Origin of the sequence: Arsenophonus endosymbiont of Apis mellifera (assembly GCF_903968575.1) — a bacterium.
GTDB lineage: Bacteria > Pseudomonadota > Gammaproteobacteria > Enterobacterales > Enterobacteriaceae > Arsenophonus > Arsenophonus apicola.
The window spans coordinates 117,827-132,871 of sequence record NZ_CAJCFU010000078.1 but is presented as its reverse complement, the minus strand read 5'-3'; the positions used below and the strand labels follow the sequence as shown (position 1 = coordinate 132,871).

Sequence of the window (15,045 nt, the reverse complement as noted above, 5' to 3'; positions counted from 1 at the left end):
TTTATATTTATACTGTATGGTAACTTATTGATAGTTTGCTGATATTCTGTTGTAAAAAGCTTGAATTGTTTATTAGTCAATTGATAAAAATTAATGGATAGAGTTTTTACCTAATTTGATTATTTATTTTAAAGTATTGCTATTTTTGTATTACTTTAATTAAATGATATTTATTATACCCGTTTCCACCTTATCATTATTTATCTGCTTTGACGAAGGTATTAAATACACGCTTTATTGAATTAATTTAGTGAACTAAATATATTAATAGCTTAAATGCAATATTTGTAATTTTAATTATTTTTTTATAAAAAATTTTTAAATATAGATGGATAATAAAAATTAAATAGGGCAACAGGATATTATGAATAATAGGTATATGAATAAAATAATTGATTAATAAAAAGATCACGGTTGCAAATATGAATATGGCAGCACTTCTGGGCAATCACAGCGGATTACATTATAAAACGCTGTTCACCAGCCTTACTTTATTCAAGGTATGGTTATATAGATTCGTTCTGCCATAGCTTTGTGTAGCGCCTGCATCTTCGGTAATTCGTGATAGATGATGCTATATTGACAGTTGCGGCGTACCGCTCAAAGAACGATGTTGCCAGTAAAGTATCGATCTCTAAAACAAATATGCTCAGTACCATTGATTAAATTGTAAGGAAGATTATCAGCGACCAAAGCTTGCAACAGTGCCGATAAAAGTAACAACAGCTCCCAACCACATATGATATTTCTTGAGTTATGGGATGGGAGTGCATTTATCAACAACATGCTAATATTGCTATTATTTATTTTTAAGTACATAGCAATTGCTGCATATCCAGTTTTACGTTAGTGATTTTTCTTAAACCAAATTTTTTCTTTAGGATAGCGAGCAAATCTGACGTCAAGAAAGCCGGTGTAGTTGGGCCAATGACAATATTAGTTATTCCAAATGACAGCAAGGTAAGTAGAATAGCAATTGCTTTTTGTTCAAACCAGGAAAAAACCAGGGATAGCGGTAGATCATTCACACTACAGGCTAATTTTTTCGCCAATTTGATGGCCAGAATAATTGCCGAATAGGCATCATTACATTGCCCCACATCTATTAAGCGTGGTAAGCCTGCTATTTTACCAAAATCCAATTTATTAAAACGATATTTACCACAAGCTAAAGTTAGAATCAGACAATCATTTGGTATCTGAGTGGCAAAATTGGTGAAATAGTTACGTTCATTCCGCGCTCCATCGCAACCACCTATTAGGAAGATATGGCGCAGTTTTTTACTGTTGATAAGATCAATAAGTCTATCTGTTGCATCCAGCAGCGTGCGGCGACCAAAAACAACGGTGATCAGATGTTCAATTTCACTATATATAAACCCTGCCATCTGCTGCGCTTTAGCAATCACCTGGCTAAAATCCTTGCCTTCCAAATGGTTTACCCCTGGCCAGCCAACCATACTACGGGTCCAAATACGATCGGCATAGTTGCCAACAAATGGATCAATAATACAATTTGACGTCATGATAATTGGGCCGGGGAACTGGGTAAACTCAATTTGTTGATTCTGCCAGCCGCTACCATAGTTACCGGCTAGATGTTTGAACTTACGTATTTCTGGGTAGCCGTGTGCCGGTAACATTTCACCATGGGTGAAAATATTAATACCCGTGCTGGCAGTTTGTTGCAATAAGTTGTGTAGATCTTGCAGATCATGGCCGGAAACCAGAATACATTTACCCGCGACGGGTTTTACGTTAACTTGAGTGGGTATTGGGTGACCATAAGCGTCAGTTTCACAGGCGTCTAAAATGCCCATTACGTTAAAATTCATCTGACCAATTTCCATTGCGCATTGCAATAAGGCATCCATATCCGCCGGGTGGCTACCTAACCATGCCATAATTTTATGGTACTGATGGTAGATATCGTTACTGTATTGACCAAGAACTCTTGCATGCCCCATATAAGCCGCTGCACCTTTTAAACCGTACAGACAAAGCAAGCGTAAGCCAAGAATATTTTCACCAATCACCGCTTTATCTTTATTAAGTGCGAACTCTGCTGCCTGATGCTGTAACTTGCTGAGATTGTTACTGGACAATTGTAGATCTGCCATTGGATGATTTAAAATAATCGTTGGATCTTTTGCTAAACATTGGTTTTTCAGAGCCTCGCGTTTATCAATTGCCTCACGTGCGTATTCGATGATCCGCGAAGAGTCAAAATTTACATTAGTTAAAGTAGAGAAAAGGATACGTGGTGAGAAGAGGTTAATTTGATGATCAATAATACCGTATTGATAAGCTTTAACTATCCATGCCGATAGTCCCTGTAGCGCAGCGATCAGTAGATCTTGTAAATCCGATGTTTCAGCTGTTTTACCACATACACCGCGGGTATAAGTACAACCGTTGCCGGCTGAGCTACATATCGTCTGCTCACATTGCACACAAAACATGATAACTCCACTAAATTTGCATTTAACATACATGTTTATACTATACTTTAGCCTTATGGGTTGAAAATATATTTTTAATACAACTTAATAGGAAATTGATTTAGTACAATTTTGGCATTAAAAGGAAAGTTTCTAACAGTAATAATGGAAAAAACAACCAACGCTCTTTTTCCTTTATTATCATTGAGCATTCCGGATCTGCCATTAGTTAAGTTAGCTATTAATATTTCGTGTAGTGACAGCTGGCTATAGCATCTATTATTACCCCTCCACTATTAAGTAAAATACTTATCTATTTATCAACAACTTTCATTCTCTATCGATGCGCATAATACAGCAGGTTAGTTAAGGTTTTAGTTAATGACTCTATTATTAATCATTAGGTTTGATGCTTAAGCGTTAATTGACTACTGTTGCCAAGGGAAAAGACAAAAGTTATGTGGCAAATGAAAACGATATTAAGGTAAACGCTTTAAGTCATTTAATGAATGATGACTAATGCGACTAAAGAGAAGAATTTTGGCAGTGAGATAGGCATAATTTCCAGCTTGAGGATGATGACAAATTATTATTGAATTGTTTAATATTAATTATCTGTTATATCAATGTGGTTGCTACTGTAGCAAGAAAAGCACAAAATATTGATGATGAAATGTTCTATTGGATGAAAATAATTTATGATTAAAATCTTTTTGGCGATCTCAATAGGCTCTGCGCTTGGCGGTATCTCACGCTGGTTTTTGTCGACCAAATTAAATCCATTAATTGCGCTATTACCATTAGGGACTTATCTGTCAAATGTCATTGCTAGTTTTATATTAGGTATTGCTTTTGCTTATTTTGCTAACCATTATACGCTATCACCTGAGTGGCGATTGATGGTAATGACCGGTTTTTGTGGTGGCTTATCAACTTTTTCTACCTTTTCATTGGAAGTTATGCTCTCGTTTCAGCAACAACGCTACTATCATGGATTTTTGGAAATCTTAATTCATGTGGTTAGTACATTACTCGTAACTTATTTTGGTATGTTGGTTTACCAATTGCTCCAAAATCGCTAGCAACTAACCATTTTTGCTAACATGAATTGCTTAAAGGCACTTTTTTTCTGCTAAATCTAATGCAAAATAGCTCAAAATCAGATTAGCGCCGGCACGCTTGATGGCACCTAATGTTTCTAGCGCAACATCGATTTCATTAATTGCGCCCGCCTGGGCAGCAAATTTGATTTGGGCAAATTCCCCACTGACCTGGTAAGCGGCTAATGGTAGTTCAGTTCGCTCACGAATATCACGAATAATATCCAGATAAGTGCCGGCCGGTTTTATCATTAAAACGTCAGCGCCTTCTTGCTCGTCTATCAATGATTCTCTAATCGCTTCATGACGGTTCATTGGATCCATTTGGTAACTTTTACGATCCCCAATTAAGCAAGAGCCTGCCGCTTCACGAAAAGGGCCATAAAGGTTGGAAGCAAATTTGGTTGAATAGGACATAATACCGGTAGCAGTAAAACCTGCTTTATCCAGTGCATCGCGAATGGCAATGACTTGCCCGTCCATTGCGGCTGAAGGCGCAATAAAATCAGCACCAGCATTGGCAGCAGTAACTGCTTGTCGGCCGAGGTTTAGTAATGTTGCATCATTATCCACGCCATTACTGCCTAGCACACCGCAATGGCCGTGCGAGGTATATTCACAGAAGCAGGTATCTGACATGACTAACATCTCAGGTATAGTATCCTTACAGGCTTTTGACATACGAGCAACTAAACCTTTTTCATGCCAGGTATCGCTACCTGTTTCGTCAAGATGATGGGAAATACCAAATAACATTACTGATTTGAGCCCGGCTTTAGCAATCCGTTCGATTTCATAAGGCAACCTGTGTTCTGGAATACGAAAAATCCCAGGCATACTTGTAATTGGCTGATAATCTTTAATTTCTTCTTCAACAAAAATGGGCAAGATAAGATCATTTAACGTTAAAGTGGTTTCTTTAAATAAAGCGCGAACTGTTTTTGTTTGACGTAATCGCCTTAAACGACGAATAGTTTGCTGATGTTGCACACCTTCTCCTTGCTACTGCTACAGTAATTATAATTAAACGTATTATTTTTTTGCATAATAATATTTGCTGCGTATTATAAATATTATTAATTCATCTTACATATTTATTTAAAGCGCTGTTTTTCTCTATATGCCATTTTGTTTTATTGACTAAATCCTAAATAAAGATAAATAATTAATACAATTATTGCGGTGACAATAGCATAAGGCATTTGTGTTCTGATATGTTCAATATGATCACAATCGGTTGCCATTGAAGCAACGATGGCGTCGCTAGAAATTGGTGAAGTCATATCACCAAAAATCGAACCGGTAATCGCTGCGCCAATCATTAATTCAACAGGCATATTGACGGAAAGGGCTAATTGTACGCCGATAGGGATCATGATAGCAAAAGTTCCCCATGAAGTGCCGGTTGCTAATGACATGATGGCGCTGATTAAAAAAATAAAAGCTACCGATAATCCTGCCGGCAATACACCAGTGGAAATTTGCGCAATATAAGCACCCGTGTTTAGATCGGCAGAAACATTGCCCATTAAAAAAGCTAAAATCATGATTGAGCTAATTTTGATCATACTAGCGTAACCGATATAAACTTCCTTAAAGAAACTTTCGATCGTTAAAATGCGGCGGGCTAAAAACCAGATAAAGGAGACTAAAGTACCAAACATCACCGCCCAGTAAACAGAGGTCGAACCACTGCCTTTAGTAAATTCGCCATGACCCGTAATATAAAGAGCAATAGGTACCATTAAAACTGTTGCCAGAATAGGAATAAAAAAGTTCAATACAGTGTGAGTTGCTGGATGATCAATGACCTCTTCATCAGCAATGGAAGATGGTTGATGGGAGCTATATTGATTGGCAATCGCTTTTTGTTCAGCTATTTTCATGGGGCCCCATGAATAATCGGTAAGGATATAAAATAGTACTGAGGCTAATGATAACCAAGCCATAATATTATATGGCATAGCAGTAGCGAGAATTTCGAATGGTTCGCCTGAAATAAAACCTTTAGAAATTTGTACGCCAATCACTCCCATCATGGCAGCTCCCCAGCCATTGATCATAACAGAAGAACATACCGAGACACCCGACGTTTGAATAATATAGGCCATTTTCTCTGCTGAAACGCCATAAGAGCGGGCAATATTTTTAGTAGAAGCACCAGCGACTAATTGATTAATGGAACTTTCAATAAAAATGATTATTGAAATAAACATGGCAAGCAGTTGGATTGCTTTTTTATTTTTTATTAAACGCGTTTTATTGGTTAGCAAGTGCACTAAACTTCCCACCCCACCGGTCACACTAATTAACCGCATAATTCCGCCAATCAATAAAATAAAAATAATCGTTTGTGTATTACCGGGGGAGGCAAAAGTAGCAATAATTCCTGTCAAGGTCGCTTGAATGCCTAACAAAATATTGTGATCGTTAATCACGGTATAACCAACTAAAATACCTATCAATAACGATAAGATCACTTGGCGTGTCATTATCGCGAGTATAATAGTGATAAGCGGTGTAATTACTGTCCAGATCCCGTAGTCATTCATTGCGATACCCTGTCTCTAGGTGTGTATTAAAAATTAAGTGCTTGCTCTGAATCGTTAAGTAGATCATCAATATCTTCTATCCCGACAGATAAGCGTAAGGTGGTATCGTAAATGCCCATTTTGACTCTTTCTTCTTCCGTCATAGCGGCATGGGACATAGTTGCTGAATGATTTACCATGCTTTCAACCCCACCTAATGATTCGGCCAGAACAAAATATTGCAATTTGCCGATAATATTTTTTATGTTATCTCGATTGCCATTAATGTTAATTGTAACAACTGCGCCACCGGTTTTCATTTGTGTCTGACAAATAGAGTATTGTGGATTATCAGGCAGTCCTGGATAGTATGTTTTTGTAATATTACGATGTTTATTTAAAATTTAGCAATTGCCAGTGCATTTGCGCATTGTCTTGTCATGCGAATATCTAAAGTTTTTAAACCTCTTAATGCTAGATAGGCATCGAAAGGAGAAGCAATAGCACCAATGGTTGTTTTAATAATGTCAATTTTATCGGCAATTGTAGATTGATTAGTGATGACGGCACCACCAATTAAATCTGAGTGTCCGCCTATGTATTTACTAGTAGACAACATGACGATATCAGCGCCTAATTCAAGAGGTTTTTGATTCCAGGCAGTGGCAAAGGTATTATCTACACAGGTTATGATATTATTTTCTTTTGCCAACTGACAAATTTTACTAATATCAACAAGTTCTAATAACGGATTAGTTGGGCTTTCTATCCAAATAAGACGGGTATTTTTGCGTAAATGTTCTTTAACTAGTTGGAGATTATTGAGATCAATATAATCGACTTTATGACCACTTGTTTCTTTTATTAGCTTTTCAAATATACGATAAGTGCCGCCATAGACACCCTGCATGGCAATAATATGCGAGTTTTGTGGTAGCAAATTTAATACCAGTAATGTTGCAGCGACACCAGAAGCAGTTGCGGTAGCATAAAAACCTTTTTCAATATCAGCAAGTAATGTTTCATAAGCATAACGTGTTGGATTTTTAATTCGTGAATAGCTAAATTCACCATTAACATCAATATTTTGTTGAATAAAACTACTTGCTGTGGTGATAGTGGGGAAAATAGCATTATTAGCTTTATCGTGCTGTTTTCCTCCATGAATTAAAATAGTTGAAAATTTTGCCATTATAACCCTTATATATTTTTATAATCAGTATTAAATCATTATATGACAATAAGTATAGTTGTATAAATGGATAGAATTACAATAGATTTGTGTTAAATGAAAGGATCTAGGTGATATATTAATATGGCAGTATTTATCCTCTATTAATAAGAAAAGTAGTGGCAGTATTTTATAAAAAAACAAATATTATATATTATTATTTTATTTGTTATTTTGTGTCACTAATTTACTGGAGGGAAAGTTTTTACAATGAGATAAATTAAAACAAGAAATATTATAAATAAAAGAGAAAGATAATTCTAATAATATTTAGGTTAAACATTTTTGTTTTTGAAAATAATCTTTTCTATTTTATTGGTTTTTGCTATTAATTTTTATATATAAAAATGACCAATTAAATAATTTTAACAAAAACAAAATATTGTTAGATTAATGTTTATATGAAACAGGATGATAATGCAAGTTAGGTTTTATAGTATAAAATTTTTTATTAATAATATTAAATTATTTACTATTTATTATATTAGATAAAAGATTCAAGTTTTAGCATTATTTCAGTATTAACATCTATCAATCATTATTGGTAAAGATAAGTATCATAATTAATAAGTGCTTAAAGAAAATTATAAAAAAGCTTAAAAAATAAAATTATAGGCCTAACTAGTAGAAAAGTAGTTACTTAATTGATAGTCGAAAATGGAAAAGAGTTTCTATCCTATATATAGTACAAAATATTAGTTATTAAAATTTTGTATAGTTTTATACAGAAAAAAATAATTGATAACGAGAATTAGCATATTAAAAAGATGCTGAGTTAATTAATGGTAAATAAAAAAACTGCACCATATAACAGATATATACTTATTGATATAATTTAGCATATGCAAAGCATATAGACATCATGTATCCTTTTTGTTTAAAAATTAAACATAAATAGAAGGGAATTTCATTAAAAATATTTAATAAACTACTGTATGAAACAATAAATTAAAGTTGGTTGTAAATAATAATAAATTTATAACTGTAGATTTTATTTGCTAAAAATATTTCTAACAAATAAATTTATTATCAAATAAAATACCAAAAAAGAATATTTTATTGTAAATGTTCAAAAAAAATTATTATTAGATAACAAAATGTTTTATTTTTGTTAAATAAAAGAATAAAATATCGGTCAAAAATTAAATAAATATTATTCATGTTTATTTTTTGGTAAATAAATGGGAAACATGATAATGTTCCTTGTTATCAATTAGTTATTAATGTGTTTATTTTTTGATAGTTTTAGGCTATCAATAATGTGTAAACGGATCGATAAAAACAAATTGCATAATTGAGGTAATATGACTTTAATCTTTTCTTGTAATAGAGAACTATTATAATATATTATTATACTTCTTATATATTTTATTATTTAAAAATCATACTGATGCTTGTTTCATTAGCGGAGTTAAGTAATGGAATTAAAAAATTTAAATTTATTTATATTAGTGGTAAGAGTTGTTTAACCTTCAATCATTTTATTTAATGTAAATAATAAAAAATCTGTAGAATAACAGATAGTGTGATGCAATTTTATTATGGATACCATTTTCAAGGATGGCTATTAATTAGACTATTAAATAGAGTCGTAGAGAGGATGCTTATTATGATACATCGAGATTTAGTTTTTCAATTTTTAGATTATCGATTACATTGCAATGAAATGCTGATGAAAAATGGAGAAATTATTGCAATACCACCCAAAGAATTAAGGGCATTAAGTTGTTTAGTGGCTAATAGTAAAAAGATTATAAAGAAAGATGATATCGTCGCTTATGTTTGGCAAGGTGGAGAAGTAAAAGATGAATCGGTTGTTCGTTGTATCTATTCCCTACGAAAATTATTTAAACAGGAAAATTTGATTATAACCATTTATGGTAGAGGATATTGCTTTAATGGTGATGTAAAACTTATCGATTTGGACGCTAGGAACGATTATCTATACCAAATTCCTAGCCACGATAAGCGGCAAAGTGGGCATTATATGCAAAGTATTGGCAGAATATTACCTGTATTTAAAGAGGGTATTTGTTCTTCAAATTCAATAAAGGATAGTTTTCAGCGCTTAACATTGAACATTAAATGTAAATAGTCATGATTTCGTCATAATTTGGTTGTGATCTTTGTCTAATTTTAAGGTTTAATGGGATCGTGTTTTTTGCTAGAAGCTGGTTTCATGTTAAGGAGCAAGTTTTGCGGCAGAGTGAATCTATGTGGTTAAAATATGACGAAATTTTATTAGAAAATCCAGTTCTTTATTATGTTACCGCAGTCAGTAAAACAGAACTTCGCATTAGTTCAAAAAAAAATCAAGAAATTTGTTGTTTGGATATTGGAGAGAGTGGGATCATGACGATTTTACCTTCTAAAATAGATGTTCTATCGGGTGAAATCAGGTTAAAAAAAGAAAATATCTTACATTTAGCTAAAATGCAGGCTTTTATTGATAAAGCAAATAATCAAATTCATAATTTTAAAAATAATTATCTTTCTGCTTTTATTAATTTTAATTTTGATACTTATAAAAAACAAAAAAATCTAGAATATTGGTTTTTGAGTCAACAAATTAATAAAGAGAAAAAGGCAGAAAGGTTTTCTTCTTTATTACGCCAAAATGAAGAATATCGTATTGTCCGTTTTCTGCTTGAAGAATCGATGTTGGAAGGAAACCAAAAATTACAGAAAATGAGTATAAAATATGGATTATCAGTTTCTTACTTTAGGAAACTAGCAGGAAATGCATTAGGTAATTCTCCTAAAACTGAGTTAAAAAAATGGCGGTTAGTTAATGCGTTATTAGATTTGAATGATAAAAATCAGAATATTACACAAATAGCTTTTAAATATGGTTATTCCAACCTGTCTCATTTTTCTGATGAAGTGAAGAGTTTTTTGGGGATAAGTCCGAGCCGGTTAAAAAGATACTATCAAAAGAAAGGGCCTAGTGTCACCGATGAAGAGATTACAGATAAGAAAAGATAGTAGTATATTAATTTTTTTTGTGTTTTTAAATTTCATATTATTGTCAAGTTCTAAAGCCGCATCAGAGCAAAGTATTGAATCAGGTTATATTGCTAAAAATGAAACCATACGTGGTGTTTTTGATGCTCTATCTTCGGTAATTAATAAACCAATTGTAGTTAGTCAACTTGCTGTAAAAAAGAAAATAACTGGCGACTTTGATCTTAAATATCCACTTGATACTTTAAGAGATATTACTCAGCAACTTAATTTGATGTGGTACGATAATGGCCAAGTAATATACATTTGTGATGCGCTCGAAATGCGTAATACTGTTATTACCTTACATAATACAACAATTCAAGAGATAAAAAATTTTTTAAAAGATTCAGGTTTGTATGATGAACGTTATCCGCTACGCTTTGGTAGTAACAATCGTTTATTTTATATATCTGGACCACCAGTCTATGTCGAGACAATAGTTAATACCACCCAGTTTTTAGATGAAGCTACTATAGGCTTTGATGGCCGAGAAAAAATAGCAATTGTGTCATTATATAATACATTTGTAGAAGATCGTCATTATCAATATAGATTTAATGATATTATTATTCCAGGAATGGCATCAATAATAAATAAATTGATGGATGCTTCAAGTAATAATATTTCAAAATTAAAAAATTATACGCTAAAAAAAAATCAAGACGACTTAGTTAATCAGAACAACAATTCGTCTTTAATAGAAGATTTATCTTTAAACAAGGGTACAGTTTCTATTATATCTAATCCTGGTAATAATAGCTTATTAATAAAAGGTAATAGAGAACAGGTAAATTATTTACGAAAAATTGTAGAACAGTTAGATATAACCAAGAGGCATATAGAACTATCAGTATGGATTATTGATATTGAAAAAAAAGCACTTGATCAACTCGGTATAAAATGGAGAGGCGGTGCTAATATTGGGCAAAAATTAGGTATATCAATAAATGCAACAACAAGCACTATTGATGGAGCCAGTTTTATGGCCGATATATTTGCATTAACAAGAAATGAAAAAGCTAATATTGTTTCTAGACCAATGGTGCTAACGCAAGAAAATATTCCAGCAATATTTGATAATAATCGAACTTTTTATACCAAATTAATTGGTGAAAGAGCAACAGATTTAAAAAATGTTACTTATGGTACCGCGATTAGTGTGTTACCTAGGTTTACTATAAATAATCAAATTGAAATGATGATTACTGTTGAAGATGGTAGCCGCGGAGGGCAAATAACTGATCAGTTACCAGAAATAGGACGAACAAATATTAGTACTATTGCTAGAGTTCCTCAAAATAAAAGTCTGTTAATTGGTGGTTATACGCGTGACGAACATAGAAATATAGAAGAAAAAATACCATTACTTGGAGATATTCCTTATTTAGGTAGTCTATTTCGTTATAATATTGAAAAAAAAGATAGTTTAGTCAGAGTGTTTCTTATACAGCCTAAAGAGATTATTAATCCTTTAAGCACGAGTGCGGAAAATATTGCTAAAAAAGTAATAGAAGATAAATTTGATAATAAATTAGAAGATTGGATGTCAAATTTTCTGAGTAATCGTTGATGAATAATAACATAAATAATTCTTATAATATGGTGCAGCACATGCAGCGCCATAGACAAAAATTAATTATGGAAAAAGTGAATAATCAGGAAAAAGTGGATCGGCAGGAGGCCTTCGACGCTGAAAACGAGACTGACATCGAAGAAAGATATCAATATAGTCAAAAAAGAAAAAAATTAGGTAATGAACAAGGGAAAGTACTATTACTGTCGCAAATTAGACAGAGAAGAGAATTAGTTAGAAAAAGTGAACCAGAAAATTATAATGAATTTGACAATGTTTTAGATGAAGAGATCGATCAAAAAATCGATAAAGTAGTAAATATTTTATCTACAGCCGATCGTATAACTAAACATTTAGTAGGAGAACTTAGAAAGTTAATAACTGATGATAGTGATTTAGTGATTGTATTACGGGCTTTAATTAGGCGTAATAGGCTACATGAAAAAAATAGAAAAAAAATGATAGATGTATTAAGTTATGTAGAACAAACCACAAATGAAAAACGTTTAAAATCAGGGATTAATGTTGCACTTAAAGCACGTATATTTAGTTCTAAAATAGATGTTAAACCTTATTTACTGCGTGAAAGTTATAGACAATTTATTGAAACAGATTTGTGTGAGATACAAATTTATAGTAGCTGGATTTCAACCTATGGAACACAACATCGAAAAATAATTTTACAATTTATCGAAAATGCAACTATTACTGATATTAATTCCAATGATCCCAGTTGTAGTCGAATAGAATTTGGTAATTTATTGGCAAGATTAAATCAGATAAAGACAATAAAATCATGTGATGAATTTTTTGTTGTTTCTTTAATTAACTATTATAAAAGTAAAGCAATTCCCTTTCTGGAGTTGAATATAGCATTATTTTTTATTGGCGCACTTGAGGAACCTAATGCAACAGGGGATTTTCTAGATTTATTATTAAAAGCAGATAGTAGCAATGAGGATAAAGGAAAAATAACTCAATTAATATATAATTTAGTGAAAAAATTACCGCTATATATTTTCATTAATGAAAATGATAAAGAAATAATAAAAGATCAGTTGATAGAAAAATTAAATACTTTTTTTCATATAAGATAGTATAAATCACTATAATAATTGAGTAAATATGAATAATTTTCTAAATGAAATAAAAAGACATTCAGAACTGTTTGTATTAATTTTAGTTTTTGTCATCATTTCAATGTTGGTAATTCCTTTACCGACCTATTTAGTTGATTTTTTAATCGCGTTAAATATTATTTTATCTGCATTAGTATTTTTATCTTCATTTTATGTAAATAGAATACTAAATTTTTCATCATTTCCTGCTATTTTATTGATAACAACATTATTTAGATTATCGTTAACCGTCAGTACAAGTCGATTAATATTAAGTGAAGCTGATGCAGGGGAGATTGTCGCTTTATTTGGCCAATTTGTTATTGCTGATAATTTAGTAGTAGGGTTTGTTATTTTTGCTATAGTAACTATTGTACAGTTTATGGTTATTACCAAAGGTTCAGAACGTGTGGCCGAAGTTGCGGCCCGATTTTCTCTTGATGGTATGCCTGGCAAACAAATGAGTATCGATGCTGATCTACGCTCTAGTATTATTGATGCGGAGGAAGCTAAACGTCGTCGTAGTGTTGTTGAACGGGAAAGTCAGCTTTACGGATCCTTTGATGGTGCAATGAAATTCATCAAAGGTGATGCGATTGCTAGTATTATTATTATCTTCATAAATTTTATTGGTGGCATTAGTGTTGGTGTTAGTCAGCATCAGATGGATTTTTCGCATGCCTTAGCAACCTATACGATTTTGACGGTTGGTGATGGATTGGTTGCACAAATACCTGCTTTATTAATCGCGATTGCAGCAGGTTTTGTTGTTACCAGGGTGAATGGTGACAATGAAAACTTAGGTAGAACAATTATTAACCAATTATTAACTAATCCATTAATTTTGATTATTTCAGCAATAATTGCACTGAGTATTGGAAGTTTACCTGGTTTTCCTTTTATTGTTTTTTTATTGATTTCAGCAATATTGACTAGTATTTATTATCTTCAATTTAAAAGAAATATACCAAAGAAAGAAAATACAACATTAATTGAAGAGAACGAAATAACCGATTTAGAAATAGATGATCAAGGGGTAATTAATAAAAAAACAAATGAAACGCTCCCTTTAATTTTGATTGTTAATAAAAGCGCAATTGAAAAATTAAAAAAAGAAAATATTTCTATCAAATTAAAAAATAAATTTTATTTAGATTATGGAATTAATTTGCCTGATATTATTATAAGTGATTCTGATGATTTAGAAGAAAATACCATAGTACTATTAATTAATGAAATAAAAGCAGATCAATTCTATGTTAGATATGATGGATATCGACTAATTAATAAGACCGATGAAATTGAACATCTTGGCATCGAAAAGATTACTATTAATAATGATATTTGGATAAATGAAACGGATTATGAAAAAATAAAAGAAATAGGCTATTTATGTCGCCATTATATTGATGAAATTTATTTTAACATAGCCAACATACTCACTCGTTATGTACACGAATATTTTGGTATACAAGAAGCCAAGCAAGAAATTGATAATTTAGAAGAACGATATCCAGATCTTATTAAAGAAGTCGTCAGACATGCAACTATTCAAAGAATAGCTGAAATATTACAACGGCTGATTAATGAAAAAATATCAATAAAAAATATGAAGTTAATTATGGAAACTATTTCACAATGGGCTCCAAAGGAGAAAGATGTTATTTTACTAGTTGAGCATATCCGTAGTGCATTGGGAAGATATATTTGTCACAAATTTTCAAGAGGAAATAATTTAAACGTTATTTTATTATCAAATGAAAATGAAGAAATTATTCGAGGTAATATTAGGAATACCTCGGCCGGTGCATTTTTGAATTTAGAACCAAAAGAGTCTGAATATTTACTAGATAAAATATCCATAGCTTTAGATAGCCTACCTTTATCTTATAATGATTTCGTAATTTTATGTTCAGTTGATATTAGAAGATTTTTAAAAAAATTTGTTGAAAACAAATTTAATAATGTAGATGTTATTTCTTTTGGTGAATTAACAGAAACGGTTTCCGTAAATGTATTAAGAACGATTTAAAGCTAAATGGAGA

The 15,045-nt window shown here is 31.9% G+C and carries 9 protein-coding genes and 1 pseudogene; 6 read left to right on the top strand and 4 right to left on the bottom strand.

The features are described from left to right. Window positions 1-809: 809 nt before the first annotated feature. Window positions 810-2,462, bottom strand: coding sequence for a hydroxylamine reductase (hcp, locus tag H1X92_RS13220; RefSeq protein ID WP_202881812.1), 1,653 nt, complete (start codon window positions 2,460-2,462; stop codon window positions 810-812). Between the two features lie 677 nt (window positions 2,463-3,139). Here hcp and crcB point away from each other — a divergent pair. Then, window positions 3,140-3,523 carry a fluoride efflux transporter CrcB gene (gene crcB / locus H1X92_RS13215; protein WP_180560579.1) on the top strand — a complete coding sequence of 128 codons (384 nt, stop codon included), beginning with the start codon at window positions 3,140-3,142 and terminating at the stop codon, window positions 3,521-3,523. A 30-nt stretch (window positions 3,524-3,553) separates the two neighbouring features. On the opposite strand, the gene hemB is transcribed toward crcB, so the two are convergent. From hemB to H1X92_RS13200, 3 genes and pseudogenes are all read right to left on the bottom strand, one after another. Next, a complete protein-coding gene (gene hemB, locus H1X92_RS13210; RefSeq protein ID WP_180560578.1) occupies window positions 3,554-4,531 on the bottom strand; it encodes a porphobilinogen synthase in 978 nt (325 codons plus the stop codon). 143 nt (window positions 4,532-4,674) lie between these two features. Then, window positions 4,675-6,093, bottom strand: a complete 1,419-nt coding sequence (locus H1X92_RS13205) for a Na+/H+ antiporter NhaC family protein (protein ID WP_180560577.1) — start codon at window positions 6,091-6,093, stop codon at window positions 4,675-4,677. A gap of 26 nt (window positions 6,094-6,119) precedes the next feature. Then, window positions 6,120-7,264: pseudogene (locus H1X92_RS13200) on the bottom strand (trans-sulfuration enzyme family protein). A 1,648-nt stretch (window positions 7,265-8,912) separates the two neighbouring features. Here H1X92_RS13200 and H1X92_RS13195 point away from each other — a divergent pair. Genes H1X92_RS13195 through H1X92_RS13175 form a run of 5 tightly spaced genes read left to right on the top strand, consistent with a single transcriptional unit; the run spans window position 8,913 to window position 15,032 of the window. After that, window positions 8,913-9,398: a winged helix-turn-helix domain-containing protein gene (locus tag H1X92_RS13195; RefSeq protein WP_180560576.1), complete on the top strand. Its 486-nt coding sequence runs from the start codon at window positions 8,913-8,915 to the stop codon at window positions 9,396-9,398. Window positions 9,399-9,457: 59 nt separating this feature from the next. Then, on the top strand, window positions 9,458-10,288 hold the full coding sequence (locus H1X92_RS13190; RefSeq protein WP_180560575.1) for a helix-turn-helix domain-containing protein: 831 nt from the start codon (window positions 9,458-9,460) through the stop codon (window positions 10,286-10,288). Beyond that, window positions 10,260-11,879 carry a type III secretion system outer membrane ring subunit SctC gene (sctC, locus tag H1X92_RS13185; RefSeq protein WP_180560574.1) on the top strand — a complete coding sequence of 540 codons (1,620 nt, stop codon included), beginning with the start codon at window positions 10,260-10,262 and terminating at the stop codon, window positions 11,877-11,879. The genes H1X92_RS13190 and sctC overlap by 29 nt, the downstream gene beginning before the upstream one ends. Window positions 11,880-11,920: 41 nt before the next feature. Then, on the top strand, window positions 11,921-12,979 hold the full coding sequence (sctW, locus tag H1X92_RS13180; RefSeq protein WP_180560573.1) for a type III secretion system gatekeeper subunit SctW: 1,059 nt from the start codon (window positions 11,921-11,923) through the stop codon (window positions 12,977-12,979). 28 nt (window positions 12,980-13,007) lie between these two features. Continuing rightward, a complete protein-coding gene (locus H1X92_RS13175; RefSeq protein WP_180560572.1) occupies window positions 13,008-15,032 on the top strand; it encodes an EscV/YscV/HrcV family type III secretion system export apparatus protein in 2,025 nt (674 codons plus the stop codon). The last annotated feature ends 13 nt before the right edge of the window (window positions 15,033-15,045 follow it).

What these genes read in the sequence shown, in the direction of transcription:
- hcp (WP_202881812.1), bottom strand. Translation starts at nt 2,462, where the DNA reads ATGTTTTGTGTGCAATGTGAGCAGACGATATGTAGCTCAGCCGGCAAC.
- crcB (WP_180560579.1), top strand. Translation starts at nt 3,140, where the DNA reads ATGATTAAAATCTTTTTGGCGATCTCAATAGGCTCTGCGCTTGGCGGT.
- H1X92_RS13205 (WP_180560577.1), bottom strand. Translation starts at nt 6,093, where the DNA reads ATGAATGACTACGGGATCTGGACAGTAATTACACCGCTTATCACTATT.
- H1X92_RS13195 (WP_180560576.1), top strand. Translation starts at nt 8,913, where the DNA reads ATGATACATCGAGATTTAGTTTTTCAATTTTTAGATTATCGATTACAT.
- sctC (WP_180560574.1), top strand. Translation starts at nt 10,260, where the DNA reads ATGAAGAGATTACAGATAAGAAAAGATAGTAGTATATTAATTTTTTTT.
- sctW (WP_180560573.1), top strand. Translation starts at nt 11,921, where the DNA reads ATGCAGCGCCATAGACAAAAATTAATTATGGAAAAAGTGAATAATCAG.
- H1X92_RS13175 (WP_180560572.1), top strand. Translation starts at nt 13,008, where the DNA reads ATGAATAATTTTCTAAATGAAATAAAAAGACATTCAGAACTGTTTGTA.